Origin of the sequence: Thermosporothrix hazakensis (genome assembly GCF_003253565.1) — a bacterium.
GTDB lineage: Bacteria > Chloroflexota > Ktedonobacteria > Ktedonobacterales > Ktedonobacteraceae > Thermosporothrix > Thermosporothrix hazakensis.
Genome location: NZ_QKUF01000007.1, coordinates 19,802 through 34,624, shown reverse-complemented (window position 1 = coordinate 34,624; position 14,823 = coordinate 19,802). Strand labels below are relative to the sequence as shown.

Here is a 14,823-nt window from a genome sequence, read left to right as displayed (position 1 = left end):
TCATCGTTACTCGTTACTGCTATTACGCGTTTGCTGTCGTGCCAGTACCTCACGGGCAAGCGTGCAAAAAGCCTGCCCAAACGGCGTTTCTGCCATGCTGATGGCAACCGGAACCCCTTCATCACTCCATCGGGCAGCCATCGGGTCCAGAGGCAACGAGCCAAGAACCGGGACCTGGTCCAGTCTTGTGCGCACTTCCTTGCTATGCGGGTAGATCTCAATCCGCTCACCACAATGAGGACACAATAAGCCATCCATGTTCTGCACGACACCAAGCACCGGCACATCAGCGTTCTGAAACATCGCAAGCGCCTTCGCGGTATCAATTCGCGCAATATCCTGAGGCGTTGTGACCAGAATAGCCCCATCGAGCGCCATTTCCCGACAGAGCGTCTGCTGTGGCTCTCCGTTGCCCGGCGGAAGGTCAAGGATCACATAATCAAGCCTGCCCCAATCGACCGAGTACAGCAACTGGCGGATCAACAAGCCAAGCATATCGGACGAAGCCGCCACGGCCTGCTCTTCTCCGATGAAAAACCCGGCAGACATCACCCTGACTCCATATCGCGTCAATGGAGGAATCTTTTTTTCCGGAGCCAGATTTTTCGCCTCAGCCAGAGGCAACATCGCACGAAAGCCACTGCTTGCCGCTCGCTTGCGCACACCGAGCATCATCGGCACACTCGGTCCATAAACATCACAGTCCAGTAACCCGACACTTGCCCCCGCTCGGGCCAGCGCTACAGCCAGATTGACACTCACCGTTGATTTTCCGACACCTCCTTTGCCGCTCCCTACAACCAATAATGAGCCCACATCTGGTAAACGCTCCCTCTGATTTCCCAACATGACATTTCATCCTTTCAGTAGTAGCAAACACTGCTTTTTCTTCTACTCTTGCTGAAAGTATAAGCACTTACTACCCATTTGACAAGCAGAAACAGGCTTGTCTGTTTGCCAAAGTCAAGAACTGGCAGATATACTGAAGAGGTTTTATTGGCATGCGATAAGCACATCTGTTCATAATCAGGAGTATTCTGTGTATCGACTCTTAGCAATTGACCTTGATGGCACGCTTCTTACCCCCGAGCGCAAGATCACGCCGCGCACACGAGCCGCTATTCAGCAGGCCGTGGCATCTGGCATGGAACTTGTGATAACAACCGGGCAGTCCTATCCCGCGCTGCGATCCCTCTGCGCGGGGCTCCCATTAACAAAACCACAAGTAACCTGTAATGGAGCAGTAATCGTTGACCCGAAAGATGATACTATCCTTCACGAGACTCTGGTTCCCCTCTCTCTGGTGCATGATGCACTGGCGGCACTACGAGAAAAGCAGTTCTTCCGTGTCTATCATACCAATACCTACGTCTATGCAGAGCAGGGCACGCCGGGAGCCGAATTCTGGTATCTGCCGCCAGCGCCACCAACGGTGATAATTGAGGATGTCACCACCATTTATCCACAACCCTGCGTCAAACTGATGGGAGTGGGTGAACCGGCCAATGTGCTACGCTCGCTTCCCTATTTTGAAGAGCGCTTCGCAGGCCAGCTCTATGTGACTCGGGCCGCCAGCGATCTCCTGGAATTCCTGCATCCAGATGTCTCAAAAGGTAAAGCCCTAGCTCGCGTCGCCCGGATGCTCGACGTTGCGCCCGAAGAAATCGTCGCATTTGGCGATAATCATAATGATATTGAGATGCTACGCCTTGCCGGTCTGGGCATCGCAATGGGTAATGCCGCTGATGATGTCAAGGCACACGCCGATTATGTCACGCAAACCAACGCCGAGGAAGGGGTTGCTGTGGCTCTTGAAGAAAAAGTACTCCCACTCCTATCCTCTCAAGTGTAGAGATGTAGAAATACACTGTTTTGTAATACAATAAGGAAGAACACCTGACCGGGCGACAGAGAACCGCTTCCTCTGGAACGCTTCAGGGTAGCTTTTACATCAGGAGGTCCTTTATGCCACAAGCCCCAGCGCTGGAACAGGGACAGATTATCCCTATCTTTACGTTGCCAGGCACTGATGGGATGCCCCATAGCCCCTGGGATTATAAGCAGCATGAAAATTTGCTTCTGCTCATCTTGCAGAGCTCGAGGACACCGGAAGAGCAGACAGTGCTCCAGGCATATGCTCAGCACTATGCTGCTATACGTGAGGAACGCTGTGCTATTCTGAGCATTACAGCCGATCCTGTCATCACAAACCTGCATACACAGGAAACCTTGCATCTTCCATTCCCACTGCTTTCTGATCCACAGGGAACGGTCATAGAGCGCTACACTTCCTGGAAAAACGAGACCCATGAGCTGCGCCCCTGCCTTGTACTGGCAGATCGTTACAATGCCCTGGTAACACATACACCTGTGGAGACCGTGGCAGATCTCCCGCCAATCAGCGACTTGCTTGCAACGCTGCAATACATAAACTGTCTCTGTACACCTTAATTGTGGGGAGAAAGCGCCTGCTTTTCTCCCTCATTTTAGCTTATGGCGAGGTACTCACTTCTATGACGAACAAAAAAGACTGGGATCTCGAAACGCTCCTGATCCACAGCGGACGCACAACCCTGTCTGCTCTGCCAACAGGGACCCCAACCGTTCAGCCGATCCATGCCAGTACTACCTATCTGTATGACTCAGTCGAGGCTCTCGATAAGGCATTCGAGGGAACTACTCCCGAAGGTGAACCGGCCTTCGTTTACGCTCGTCACGGGAACCCCAGCACCAATACGTTTGAAGAGGCCATGACTACCGCTGAAGGGGGAGCAGGAGCCGTCTCTTTTGGCTCTGGAATGGCGGCCATTCACGCCGCAATCCTTGCGGCAGGAGTCGCACCGGGAGCTAAAATTCTCGCCTCAAAAGACCTCTATGGGGCGACAATAGGCCTCTTTCAAAAAGTGTTTGCCCCTCAGGGCGTCACCATTGTTCTGAAGGATCTCTGTACTCCCGACGTTGCCGAGGTGATCGAGGAAGAAGAGCCCGACATCATCTTCGTCGAAACCATTTCTAATCCCCTGGTCAAGCTGGTCGATCTGGATGCGATCAGCACCGCATCCAGAGCCATCGGAGCCGTGACCATCGTTGATAGCACCTTTACCACCCCCTATCTTGTCAGGCCTATTGAGCATGGTTTTGACCTGGTTGTCCATAGTACCACCAAGTATATAGGGGGACATGGTGATAGCACGGGTGGAATTGTGGTAAGCGCCACCAATGCCCTGCTCAGTCAGGTACGCAATTACGCAATCATATTGGGAGCCATTCTCAGCCCCTTTGAGACACACCTGATGACGCGAGGACTGCGAACTCTAGCCCTTCGTATGGAGCGTCAGAGCCAGAACGCTGCCCGCATCGCCGAATTCTTACAGCAACATCCAGCAGTGGCCCATGTCTATTATCCGGGTCTGTCAGAGCATCCACACCACGAACTGGCAAACCGCTTGCTTCGGCCTGGCCTCTATGGGGGCCTGCTTTCATTTGACCTGAAAGAGCAAACGCGTGAAGCAGCCTTCCGTTTTATGGACAGCCTGCAACTCTGCCTTCCTGCTACCACCCTGGGTGATGTGTTCACACTGGTGACATATCCGCCTATTTCATCGCATCGCACACAAACGAAGCGTGAGCTTCAAGAACTGGGTATTAGCGAGGGTTGCATTCGACTCTCCGCCGGAATCGAACACTGCGACGACATTCTACAGGATCTTGAACAGGCTCTCGGGTAATCAAAAAAAAGACACAAAAAAGCCCTCTTTCATCTGAGAGAGGGCTTTCGGATTATTTGGTGTGTCTGATATACTTGCCGGGAACAATCTCGGTTCCGTCGCTGCCCACCGAAGCGGTAAGCACATGCAGAGCGCTCGTTTTAGGATCAACGGATAGATCGTTCACCACATCCCGCACGCCAGAGAACGAGCGGGCAATAACCTCAGCCGTATTCTTCTGCTGCTCGTTGCGCACCGCACCACTCAAGCGCACCACACCCAGACGCGGGTACACCCCAATTGGCAGATCAGCCGTCCGCGGATCGTGCGCCAGTACGGCGGCCAGATCACTGGCAAGCTCATCATCAGCCACCAGGCGGTTCTTAATCTCCAGCAGACCTTCAACACCCAGCGCCTGATCTCTCACAATATCCCCCCGCAGCGAGCTGGAGATATTGCCATCCAGGTACAGGACACCATCAAGCACACGAACGTCCATGCCTTTGAAATCCACATGCAGAGGAGTTAAATCGAACAGGATCTGCTCTACTTCCTTCTGTAGTTCAGAGTCAGGGCGATAACGTGGCAGTGCCTTGAAGACCGACTCAGGAACTGCGGTGGCAATATGCTTGTTCTCAAGTTGCTTGATATACTCTTTGCGAATCATCAGGCTCTGGCCCTGGCGGATACCACGAGCGACGATATAGTTCACTTCACCGCTATCCGGCTCGACAGCAAGCAGAGACAGACTTCCTCTTTCGGATGTCCCCTCATTCTGTACGATACTGCCACTATCCATAACGACGCCAGTAGGCTCGTTTGTGGATGCCTGCGCGAATTCCTCGCTGCTCAACTTGAGGTCCACTCTTTCCCCCGAGGCACTTCTGATACCCTCAAAAGGAACATACATCGTTTTGCCGAAAAGAAAGCCTTTTTTCACACCGATAGCAGCGAGACGACGCGAGGAGGGATCAAGAATGACATGAGTCAGTGTTCCCGCCTCACCATCCGAGCAAAATACCTTACACCCAAACACAAACTTGAGCATCTCTGAGATAGACGTTGTTGCTTCCATATTATAAATCCAGCCTCTTTTATTCAAAGATGTCTGAATGTAGTTCGACTAAAATACTACAATCATTCCAAATTGACAGTGTAACACGTTCTATTTGCCGCGACAAGCTACCTGCCGGAGCCTACGGAAGGAGGTCACCTCCTCACTACTCTATACGGTAAAAGCGACAAAAAAGACCTGGCTTCCAGGAGGCTATGCACACCCTTTTTTCTATGGTAAGCTCTCCTTATAGAGATAGTAGCAAAGGTCGAGCATAAAAGGAAGGGTTCCTCATGTTTGAGCACCAGGACTCATTTGCAACCAATATGCAGCGAGCACAGCAAGCGTTTCGCAACTGTCTGCATGGGCACCTCTACGAAGGAGAAGAACTCCTTTCCCGCACACGCACCTCACTCAAGCGCCAGTGCGGCGATCTCCCACTTGTCCAAACAGAGACCGGCCCTTTCCAGACAGCCACGTTCGAGGCGGCACGGGCCTGGGGCTGGCTTGAATTTGTCACTGGCGTGTATCAATTAGGCCGAGAGCATCCCGGTACCGCCCTGATGTATCTCAAGCGTGCATGGCGCATCTGGCGGCCCTGGGAACGATTGGGGACAACAAGTGAGGAGCAGAACGAGGCAACAAGAGAGCGCTTGCGTGCAAGTCTCTGGTTAGGGGAAGCATGGGCCCGCACGATCAGCGACCGCGCCAGCCGAGCCGCGACCACCATTCTTCACACTACACTTCTCGCGGTTGACAGGCTCCAGGAACAGGCCCTTCTGGAAGAGACTATTCAGCAGCAACGCAGTCTTCCCCTCGCTTTACCGGGCTCACCAGCATGGAATCCGGGAAAGCAGAGCATGCCCTTTCTCTGTCTTCTGCTCGGCACTCAGGCACGCTCTGGCTTTTCTCCTGAATAACGTCGTCAGCTTCCAGCGACCGCCCGCTTCATGCGTCGATTGCGCCAGCGTTTGAGCAACCGCGGCACAGTCAGCAGGAAGAATAGGACAAACAATACAATAACGATCACCATGACAATCGGAGCAAGCAGCGATAACGCTGTTCCAATCAACATACCGATATCTTCAAGTACACTGATAATGGGATTCAAAAAGCCTACACTGGTCGCAGTTGAGGTCACGCGGACTGAGGCCTTCGTCACATGAGCCAGGCCCGCCAGACCGGCTCCAAGTACAACCGGAACCACCAGCCCCGCCCCACTGACCTGATGTTGACTGACCGCCGCTACCAGCGCCCCGGCTAGCGGGCGCAAGACCGTATGAATTACGTCCCAGACATGATCAACACCAGGAATCTTATCGGCAAAGAGATCGGCCAATGCTAGAATAGCCAGCACGATCATAAACCAATCGGATGTAACATACTCAAATGGGGGCTGGACGGTATAGAGATGTAACCAGCGAACTGCAACCGCAAAAGACAGAAGAGGAAGGTATGCATTTATACCGGATGATAATGCCAAACCATAGGATGTCCCTATATCCATGCTTATTCCTTTAGCGCTTCAAAAAGACAAAAGCTCGGAGAAGCTGAGCACGCAAACTCAGCCTTTTTAGAAAAAAACCCCTTTCTATTATAGAAGACGGATCTTTTCGTTAAGATCAAATGATCTAAACAGCCAGTTCGCTTTGTGTTTCCTTCTGCCGGCCGAAGATGGTTTCCAGCGCCTCTGGAGCGTAGCGGGCCACGATCTCCTCTGTAATAGCGTTGGCGCGGCAGATCTCCCCAAACATGCTGGCGCTGGGCCGTGGCGTTCGGACCTGCGTTTTCGGATCAACATCGATCAAGCCGAAACGTGCATACCAGCCATTGTTCCACTCAAAATTATCAGTCAATGACCAGTAAAAATAGCCACGAACCGGGATCCCTTCCTGAATCGCCCGCCATACCATTGCCAGATGTTCTAAGATCGCGCGAGGACGGCGATCATCTAATGCATCACAGAAACCATTCTCTGTAATGTAGAGCGGCTTATTGCCGCGGGTTCGCCGGTAGACACCCTGCAACACCCGGTACATTCCTTCGGGGTAAATCTCCCCAAAATCCTGATCCAGCCCCTTATCATTGCGAAGTGTATCGGGCTTGACAAAACGACGTCCAAAAAGCTCAAAGGGCACCGTCGGATCAAAGCGCACCAGTTCCCGCGTATAATAATTGATGCCATGATAATCACGAGCCCCTGGAGCTTTATAAACTGGCTCCAGTAGCAGCTTCAAAGGAAAGGGAAAGAAACCTGTTTCCGTCGCTCTGAGCGCAGCCCAATTGAAAAAGGTATCCTGAGCACCCGCAACTGCACGATCCAGCGGCCAGCGAGCATCAGCAGGATCAAAGAGACGATAATGCAGGCAATAGCCAATCATGGCCTGTGGCTGAAGCCGTCGAATCACATAGAACGCATCGACATGCGCCTGCATCAGATGATGGAGGACCTGAAACGTCCGCAGAATACTCCCTTCGCCGGGAGGAAAATTCTTCAGGAGATAGCCTTCTACCGCATAAACATTGGGCTCGTTAATCGTGATCCAGAAGGAACAGAGATCCTGAAGTGCGTCTACCACATGATGAACATAGCGCAGAAACAGGCGAATATTCTCTCTTCGAGCAAAACCACCACGTTCAACAAACCAGAGAGGCTCAGTAAAGTGGTGCAACGTGACCGCGGGAGTAATATTGCGCTGTCGCAAGTCCTGCAACATGGCCCGATAGCGATCAATAGCCGCACTGTCCCAACGGCCCTCAGATGGCTCCACGCGACTCCATTCAATACTCAGCCGCAGGGCATTATTCTCCATCTGTTCTGCCAGCTCAAAATCATGTTCGGCAGCCTCCCACCAGTTCGCCGCATCGCCACAATGCTCACCGCTCAAAATACGTCCCTGCTCTTCCCAGCGGTACCATTGATTATTTATATTCCCGCCCTCGCATTGATAGGAAGAAGAGGCAGTTCCCCATAGGAACCCATCTGGAAATGGTAATCTCTGTGAGTTTCCCATAAACGCAGTCTCTCCTTTTCCGCTGACCCGGCCCTCTCCTGCACGGGGAGAGAGGTCAAAGATACATCTATCAGCTATAACACCAGGATACCATTCGTTCTCTGCATTTGCTTTTCGTGTTCATCTCCCAATGCCGATGAAGAGAGAAAAACGGTATGTACAGTATACACTCCTGTTGCAGGAATACAAACAGGAAAAAGAAAAGGCCGAACCCAACAAAAGGGATTCGACCTTTCCTGCTCTACCGAAAACTGCTTATTCGCGGATGCTGCGAGCGGGCAGCGGCCGCACCAGCGGGCTCATGACGGGTAGGCTCTTCTTGCCGCGCGGCAGGCGCTGACGCACCAGATAGTTCGGCGCGTTCGCCAGATCTTCCTTCTCCAGCGTGACATCACTGCCGAAGCGGTTGAAGAACGAGAGCTCGAAGTTCGGCGTCTCGCCCAGCGCACCGTGCGGGCAGACCTCAACACAGTCGCCACAGAAGATACAGCGATCCAGCGCGAAGGAGTAGCGCGTCAGGTGGCGCTCGGCCATCATCAGCGAACCGGTCGGACAGACCTGAACACAGGCACCACAGGACACACAATCAGTGTCGTGCAGGCTGACATTGAACGGCGTCGAGACGATCGTGTCAAAACCCTTACCGAACATGCCGTAGCAGTCCGGGCCAATCACATCGTGACAGACGCGCACACACTGTGTACAGTTAATACACTTGTTAGGATCGCGCAGGATGAAGCTGTGCGACAGATCGAAATCGTAATCGTGATAGTCGCTCGGCTCACCATCATGGAAGCGGTTATCAGCCAAACCATGCTCGATACTGTACTTCTGCAAGTCACACTGACCAGCAGAAGGACAGGCGCACTGCAAACAGCGAGCCGCTTCACGCTGTGCCTGCTCACGCAGATAGCCCATCTCAATAATGCGGAAGTTGCGCTCACGGTCCTCGTACGGAAGCATTGGCATCTTCACCTTAGGCTCAACGGGCTTGTAAGGCACAATGTCGAAGAGATCAGGCTTGCGCTCTTCCAGTTCGAGGCGACGAGCCACTTCATCCATATCCTCACCCATCAGATAGGCATGGATAGCGCGCGCGCCAAGTTTACCCTGAGCCACACATTCGATCACCGTCTTCGCACCCATCTGACAGTCACCACCGGCGAAAACGCCTTCACGGTCAGTCATGAAGTTGTGCGGGTTCGTTTGAATGGTGCTCCACTTGGTCCACTTCACACCAGACTTCTCATCAAGCACCGAGGTATCTGGCTTCTGACCGATAGCCGGGATAACAGCATCACATTCTAGAATGAACTCAGAACCGGGAATCGGCACCGGGCGGCGGCGACCACTTGCATCGGGCTCACCAAGCTTGTTACGCAGGAACTCGACCCCCTTCACCTTGCCATTTTCGGTGACAATACGGGTCTGGCTCACATAGAGCTGAAGATGTGTACCCTCGGCCTCACCGTCCTCAACCTCTTCCTCCGTCGCACCCATTTCGCTACGACCGCGGCGATACATCGTATGTACTTTCGCGCCCAGGCGTAGAGAGGTACGAGTACAGTCAAAGGCAGTAAAACCACCACCGATCACAACGACCTCATCGCCTTCGGTGACAGGAACGGACTTACCTTCAACCTTCTCACCGAGGAATGAGATTGCGTTAACGACGCCCTCTGCATCTTCACCCTCAACGCGCAGAGGGTTACTGGTCCAGGCACCAATGGCGAGGTAGACAGCATCAAAGCCCTGAGCAAAGAGATCATCAATGGTGAAGTCCTTGCCAAGCTCAATGTTGCACTGAAGATCAATGCCAAGCTGGTTCCAGAGCTGGTTCAGCTCGCGGTCCATCATATCCTTTTGCAGACGATACTCAGGAATACCATAGCGAAGCATACCACCAGGCTGAGGCTGCTTGTCAAAGACCTTGACATAGTGACCGCGCAGCGAGAGATAGAACGCACAAGCAGCACCAGCGGGGCCAGCGCCCACCACCGCGACCTTCTTGCCTGTCGCTGGGTCTTTCTCGTATGGCACGGGAGGATCAAGCAAGCAGGTTTCAGCCGCGTGGCCATGCATGCGACAGATCGCGATTTCTTCATCAACCAGCGCGCGACGGCATGCCTTCTGACAGGGTGCCGGGCAGACCAGACCCAGAATGTACGGGAAGGGCAGCACTTCTTTCACCAGACGTGCGGCCTCTTTCATCTCGCCCTTAGCGATCAGTTCCAGATAACCAGGGATATCGATGTGTGTCGGACAATCGACCTGACACGGCGGCTGACAGTAGGCATTGTGGTCGGAGAGCATCATTTCCAGGTTCGTGCGCCGAATATGGAAGAGCTCATCTGAATTGGTGGTAATCACCATGCCGGGCTCAGCCGGAGTGTTACAGGAAGGCAAAGGACGGTCATAGCCGTCAATATGTACCAGGCACATGCGACAGGCCGAGGTGGGTTCAAGCTTCTCGTCATTACAGAGATTCGGGATATCAGTGATCCCATTATCGATCGCCACACTCAGGATCGTCTGACCCTCGTACGCCTGCATCACGCGGCCATCAATGGTCACAGTGAAGCTAGGATGACCCATCTCATTGCGCACCATTGGCGGCTGTGCTTCCCTGGTAGATAGCGAAAAATTATCTCGGATTGATATAGCCATGAATAAGTTTCCTCTACCGAGTTGCTACTTGTTGACTAAGGCAAAACATGTTTCGTCACGAAACGATGAGAGCGCACAGGTACACAGGTTCCTGTCGGGCACTGTAATTCCTGAACGTGCAGAGTGAAATGCTCGGGCCAGTATTTCTTGGCCGTCTTCAACGAGTTCATCGACTGTACCCCAAAGCCACAGATAGAGGAGTTGGGGATATAAGAAGCGAATTCGTCCAGCACATCCAGATCACCATTGACGCCCAGGTCGCTGACGATACCTTCCAGGATACCGGTCACGCGCTTCACCCCGACGCGGCAAGGGACACATTTACCGCAGGACTCCTTACTCAGGTACCGGCTGCGCTCCATTGCCCACGCCACCATACAGGTGTTCGAGGGGAGCAACTCAATGACACCAGATCCAACGATCGCACCGGTCTGCTCAATTGGATCGAAATCGAAAGGCGTATCCAGAAGCGAAAGCGGCAGAGCACCACCTTCAGCGCCACCGACGACCACAGCGCGAACCTCATCCTCGCCAACTGACACCCCGGCATGGTTCAAAATCTCACGCAGAGTGGTGCCAAATGGAACCTCAACGACTTTCGGTTCTGTGCTACCAACGCCATAGATAGAGAGAATCTTGGTGCCTCCGGTGACACCGGTACCAGCGCTGGCAAACGCAGCGGGACCATTACGCACAATCACAGGCACATTTGCTAATGTCTCAATGCTATTAATAGCGGTTGGCTTATCCCACAGACCATACTGAGCCGGGAACGGAGGGCGCTGCTCCGGCATACCACGGCGGCCCTTAATCACCGCGATTTGAACTGTCTCTTCACCGCCCATAAAGCCCATATCGTAGCCCATGACAGTGATAGTACAGCTAAAATCGGTTCCAAGAATATCACGGCCTACCAGATTAGCTTCAGTCGCTTCCTGTAACGCGGCCTGAAGCGCCTCAACACCCTCTTTGTAGAGGGAGCGTGTGACAAGGAACGCCTCTGACGCGCCAACAGCATACGCCGCGAGAACGATACCCTCAATTACCTGATGAGGGTTAAAGGCCAGGAGCGAACGGGCTGCATATGACCGGCTATCGGCATCATACGCATTACAAATAACATACTTCTGATTATCTTCAGTGCCTCGTACAATGCGCCACTTCTCGCCCGCAAGTCGCCCGGCACCACCCAGGCCACGCAATTTCGCATCAATGACCTGTTGAATAATCTGATCCGGTGTCAATTCGCGCACCGCTTTCTCTAAAGCGGAGTAGCCACCGGCTTTCCGATAAGCGGCAAGAGAACGAACATCAGGATCATCTTGCCGCCGCAAAACCATATATGACTTCTGAAAATCAGGCATTTGGCTGCCTCACATGATGAATATTTCCCCAGACGCCGCGCTTATCGGGAGCCAGACCGCGCTCAGGCTGGTCATCACGCCGGATACCCTTCACCGCGGGGGCTGGTTTAAACTTGGGACTCATTGTGGCAATGCCAAAAACGTCGCTCAAGTCTACGCCACGAGCCTGAACCACACGCTTCGCCGCTTGCAGGGGAAGGTAGCCATAGTGATCCATAATCGCATCAAGCAACGCGGGCAACGCGCTTGCCTCATATGACCAGCTCGCAAGCAGCTCATCGACCTTGCTCAAATCAATCTCAGGCTCCAGATGATCTTTTACTGGCATTGCAACGCAGGGAGCAACTGGCTTGTTGTAGTAACGCACTGCATATTCCGAGATACGCTGAGTGTAGAAGCCAGCTTTCGAGATACCAGATGCAGGCGGGATCTTGCGTGGAGTAAACTTTTCTGCGCCCTCACGGATATAAGACTTGAACCAGGGGCGCTGTCTCCAGCTATACATTGGTTCATATTCAATCGTGATAGCGCGAGGTGGGCACGCCTTTTCACAAAGAAGACATGCCTCGCATTTCAAATTGAACTCTGTTTTGAGGCCCTCTTGCGCAATCAACTGAATGAGTCCACGGCTGCGTGGAGGCAGTTTCGGTTTTTCATAGGGGTAGAGACGAGTCACCTTCGGCCGAAACAGGTGGCTGAAGGTAAGATTCATACCTTCTAGAATACCGCGCATCGATTACACCTCAATTCCCTTCTCGCCACGTACCTTGAGACCCTGCTTGGCAATCTTCTCTCGCAGCTTGAGAATACCTTCAATCAGTGCCTCTGGACGAGGTGGACAGCCAGGAACATACACATCAACAGGGACAATAGTATCCACACCCTGAACTGTGTAATAGCTATCATAGAACTCACCACCGGAGTTCGCACACTGTCCCATACTAATCACCCACTTGGGTTCAGGAATCTGTTCCCAGAGCAGGCGTAAACGCGGTCCCATTTTCACAGAAACAGTGCCAGCTACAATCATCAGGTCGGCCTGTCGAGGACTGGAACGAAACACCTCTGACCCGAAGCGAGACAGGTCATAGTGCGACTGCGCCGAGGCCATCATCTCGATGGCACAGCATGCAAGTCCATAACTCATCGGCCAGACAGACTTCGAGCGTGCCCAGTTCTGTGCCCACTGTAACATATCGGCCAGACTGGTCAACTGGACTGGCAACTCCTGATCTCCAGGAATATATTCATAAGGGCCGGTCGCCATAGCAAGTGGCACCGGTTTGCGCCGCCCGGGGACGGAAGGCACATTCCCTTTTTCAGTGATATTGCTGCTCATCAGTAAGAACTCCTGTGCAAAGGTTTAGCAGCACCTATTGCTCGGTTGAGATAATGCAGGGTAATAAGAACATTGGGGGGTGATGTATATTCTGTACATTCCACCTGCCCTATTATAACACGTTACCGCCTGCTATGCCACACAGATAACGAGCGAGTTCACCTTCGCTGAGCCCCCCTCTATCCTATCACGAATAACCCCTTCTCACAGGATACCAGCACCTACCAAGCGGTTTATTTCCTCACTTGTGCCACTGCGGGCAATGGGTTAAGATAACGGCAAAGACTACTCTCAGTTTTGAAGGAGTTTCACCTTGGGTAATTACACAATCACCGTTCTGGCCGGCGATGGCATTGGTCCAGAAGTTACGGCACAGGCTGAAAAAGTGCTGGAAACCGTTGCCCAACTCTATGGACACACCTTTACGTTCCAACGTGGGCTGGTCGGGCTGACCGCGATAGAGGCAGAAGGCGCGGCTATTTCTGATGAGACGGTAGCGCTTTGTGAGCAGAGTGATGCTATCCTCTTTGGCGCAGTTGGTGGGGCAACGCCAGGAGCAAAGGTCAAACCAGAGCAGGCGCTATTCCGACTGCGTAAAGGCTTTCAGTTCTTTGCCAACCTGCGCCCGGTTCACACCTTCCAGGCCCTGCTCAACGCCTCCACAATCAAACCCGAAGTCTTGCAGGGGACCGATCTGATCGTTGTACGTGAGCTGACCGGCGGGCTGTATTACGGGCATCTTGAGCCTGCTGTGCCAGGAAAACCGAGCGAGATTCGCCAGACCGAGCGTGGAACCGAGGCTATTGATACCCTGCTCTACACCGAGGAAGAGATTGAGCGCATTGTGCGGGTCGCCTTTGAGATCGCCCGTGGACGCCGCAAGAAAGTGACCTCCGTCGATAAAGCCAACGTTCTGAGTTCGTCAGTGCTCTGGCGGCGGGTCGCCGAACGGGTCGCCGCTGAGTATCCTGATGTCACTTTTGAACACCTGCTGGTTGATGCCTGCGCCATGCATCTGCTTCGCCAACCGAGCAGCTTTGATGTCATCGTCACCGAAAACCTGTTTGGCGATATCCTGACAGATGAAGCCTCTATGCTGGCAGGCTCAATGGGTATGCTTCCCTCAGCAAGTCTGGGCACACGCCGCACTGCACACGGTACCTTTGGGCTGTACGAGCCCATTCACGGGTCTGCCCCCGATATCGCAGGCCAGGATAAGGCAAACCCCCTGGCTGCTATTCTCAGTGCTGCGATGCTCCTGCGCCACTCTCTGGGGTTGGAACACGAAGCCACAGTCATTGAAAAAGCAGTCGAGCGCTGCATTGATGAAGGCTATCGCACAGCGGACCTGCGCGAAAGTGGAAAAGAGGTTATTGGGACCAAAGAGATGGGTAATCGCGTAATCGAAACAGTCAAGCGCATTGCACAGGAAAAAGCCTAACCCATCATCGGCTTAGGACAAGGGCCCAGGAGACGAAACTTCTCCCGGGCCTTTTTTAACTGTTCTTCTAGCTCGGCAGAATCTGCCTGTTCCGATACAGCACCATCCTCCTGTGCGGGAGCCGCTTTCTTCGCCTCCAGCGCTGCTATTTCATCCAGAATCATCTGTCGTTCAACATACCAACGCGTAACAGCTCGTTCAACTCCCATCAGGATCAGCTCCTCACTGAGACACTCG

14 protein-coding genes are annotated in these 14,823 nt (G+C 53.2%); 5 read left to right on the top strand and 9 right to left on the bottom strand.

Annotated features, from left to right (window positions below):
* Nucleotides 1-6: 6 nt before the first annotated feature.
* Entirely contained in the window at nucleotides 7-849 is an 843-nt protein-coding gene (locus EI42_RS12075; protein WP_111322223.1) for a P-loop NTPase, read from the bottom strand.
* Between the two features lie 190 nt (nucleotides 850-1,039).
* Here EI42_RS12075 and EI42_RS12070 point away from each other — a divergent pair, with 190 nt between their 5' ends.
* The 3 genes from EI42_RS12070 to EI42_RS12060 all read left to right on the top strand — a co-directional run bounded on the left by EI42_RS12070 (nucleotide 1,040) and on the right by EI42_RS12060 (nucleotide 3,728).
* Nucleotides 1,040-1,852 (top strand): Cof-type HAD-IIB family hydrolase, encoded by an 813-nt coding sequence (locus EI42_RS12070; protein ID WP_170142564.1) that lies wholly within the window; start codon nucleotides 1,040-1,042, stop codon nucleotides 1,850-1,852.
* 113 nt (nucleotides 1,853-1,965) lie between these two features.
* Entirely contained in the window at nucleotides 1,966-2,451 is a 486-nt protein-coding gene (locus tag EI42_RS12065; RefSeq protein ID WP_111322219.1) for a redoxin domain-containing protein, read from the top strand.
* A gap of 62 nt (nucleotides 2,452-2,513) precedes the next feature.
* Nucleotides 2,514-3,728 (top strand): trans-sulfuration enzyme family protein, encoded by a 1,215-nt coding sequence (locus tag EI42_RS12060; protein ID WP_111322217.1) that lies wholly within the window; start codon nucleotides 2,514-2,516, stop codon nucleotides 3,726-3,728.
* Nucleotides 3,729-3,780: 52 nt separating this feature from the next.
* Here EI42_RS12060 and EI42_RS12055 read toward each other — a convergent pair whose 3' ends face one another.
* Nucleotides 3,781-4,782 (bottom strand): BON domain-containing protein, encoded by a 1,002-nt coding sequence (locus tag EI42_RS12055; RefSeq protein ID WP_111322215.1) that lies wholly within the window; start codon nucleotides 4,780-4,782, stop codon nucleotides 3,781-3,783.
* A 272-nt stretch (nucleotides 4,783-5,054) separates the two neighbouring features.
* On the opposite strand from EI42_RS12055, the gene EI42_RS12050 reads away from it, so the two are divergent.
* Entirely contained in the window at nucleotides 5,055-5,681 is a 627-nt protein-coding gene (locus EI42_RS12050) for a hypothetical protein (protein ID WP_111322213.1), read from the top strand.
* Between the two features lie 5 nt (nucleotides 5,682-5,686).
* On the opposite strand, the gene EI42_RS12045 is transcribed toward EI42_RS12050, so the two are convergent.
* The 6 genes from EI42_RS12045 to EI42_RS12020 all read right to left on the bottom strand — a co-directional run bounded on the left by EI42_RS12045 (nucleotide 5,687) and on the right by EI42_RS12020 (nucleotide 13,145).
* Entirely contained in the window at nucleotides 5,687-6,268 is a 582-nt protein-coding gene (locus EI42_RS12045; protein ID WP_111322211.1) for a DUF4126 domain-containing protein, read from the bottom strand.
* A 124-nt stretch (nucleotides 6,269-6,392) separates the two neighbouring features.
* Entirely contained in the window at nucleotides 6,393-7,775 is a 1,383-nt protein-coding gene (locus EI42_RS12040) for a glycoside hydrolase family 1 protein (protein ID WP_111322209.1), read from the bottom strand.
* A 255-nt stretch (nucleotides 7,776-8,030) separates the two neighbouring features.
* Nucleotides 8,031-10,442 (bottom strand): FAD-dependent oxidoreductase, encoded by a 2,412-nt coding sequence (locus tag EI42_RS12035; RefSeq protein ID WP_111322207.1) that lies wholly within the window; start codon nucleotides 10,440-10,442, stop codon nucleotides 8,031-8,033.
* A gap of 35 nt (nucleotides 10,443-10,477) precedes the next feature.
* Nucleotides 10,478-11,782, bottom strand: coding sequence for a complex I 51 kDa subunit family protein (locus EI42_RS12030; protein ID WP_170142563.1), 1,305 nt, complete (start codon nucleotides 11,780-11,782; stop codon nucleotides 10,478-10,480).
* 16 nt (nucleotides 11,783-11,798) lie between these two features.
* Nucleotides 11,799-12,539, bottom strand: a complete 741-nt coding sequence (locus EI42_RS12025; protein WP_111322203.1) for a hypothetical protein — start codon at nucleotides 12,537-12,539, stop codon at nucleotides 11,799-11,801.
* A gap of 3 nt (nucleotides 12,540-12,542) precedes the next feature.
* Entirely contained in the window at nucleotides 12,543-13,145 is a 603-nt protein-coding gene (locus EI42_RS12020; RefSeq protein WP_111322201.1) for an NADH-quinone oxidoreductase subunit B, read from the bottom strand.
* 313 nt (nucleotides 13,146-13,458) lie between these two features.
* Between EI42_RS12020 and leuB the strand changes: the two genes are divergently transcribed.
* The gene (gene leuB, locus EI42_RS12015) at nucleotides 13,459-14,586 is read left to right on the top strand and encodes a 3-isopropylmalate dehydrogenase (protein WP_111322199.1); all 1,128 of its coding nucleotides are present in this window, start codon (nucleotides 13,459-13,461) and stop codon (nucleotides 14,584-14,586) included.
* On the opposite strand, the gene EI42_RS12010 is transcribed toward leuB, so the two are convergent.
* Complete coding sequence (locus EI42_RS12010; protein ID WP_111322197.1) at nucleotides 14,583-14,795, bottom strand: hypothetical protein; 213 nt, start codon at nucleotides 14,793-14,795, stop codon at nucleotides 14,583-14,585. The genes leuB and EI42_RS12010 overlap by 4 nt on opposite strands.
* Nucleotides 14,796-14,823 lie beyond the last annotated feature (28 nt).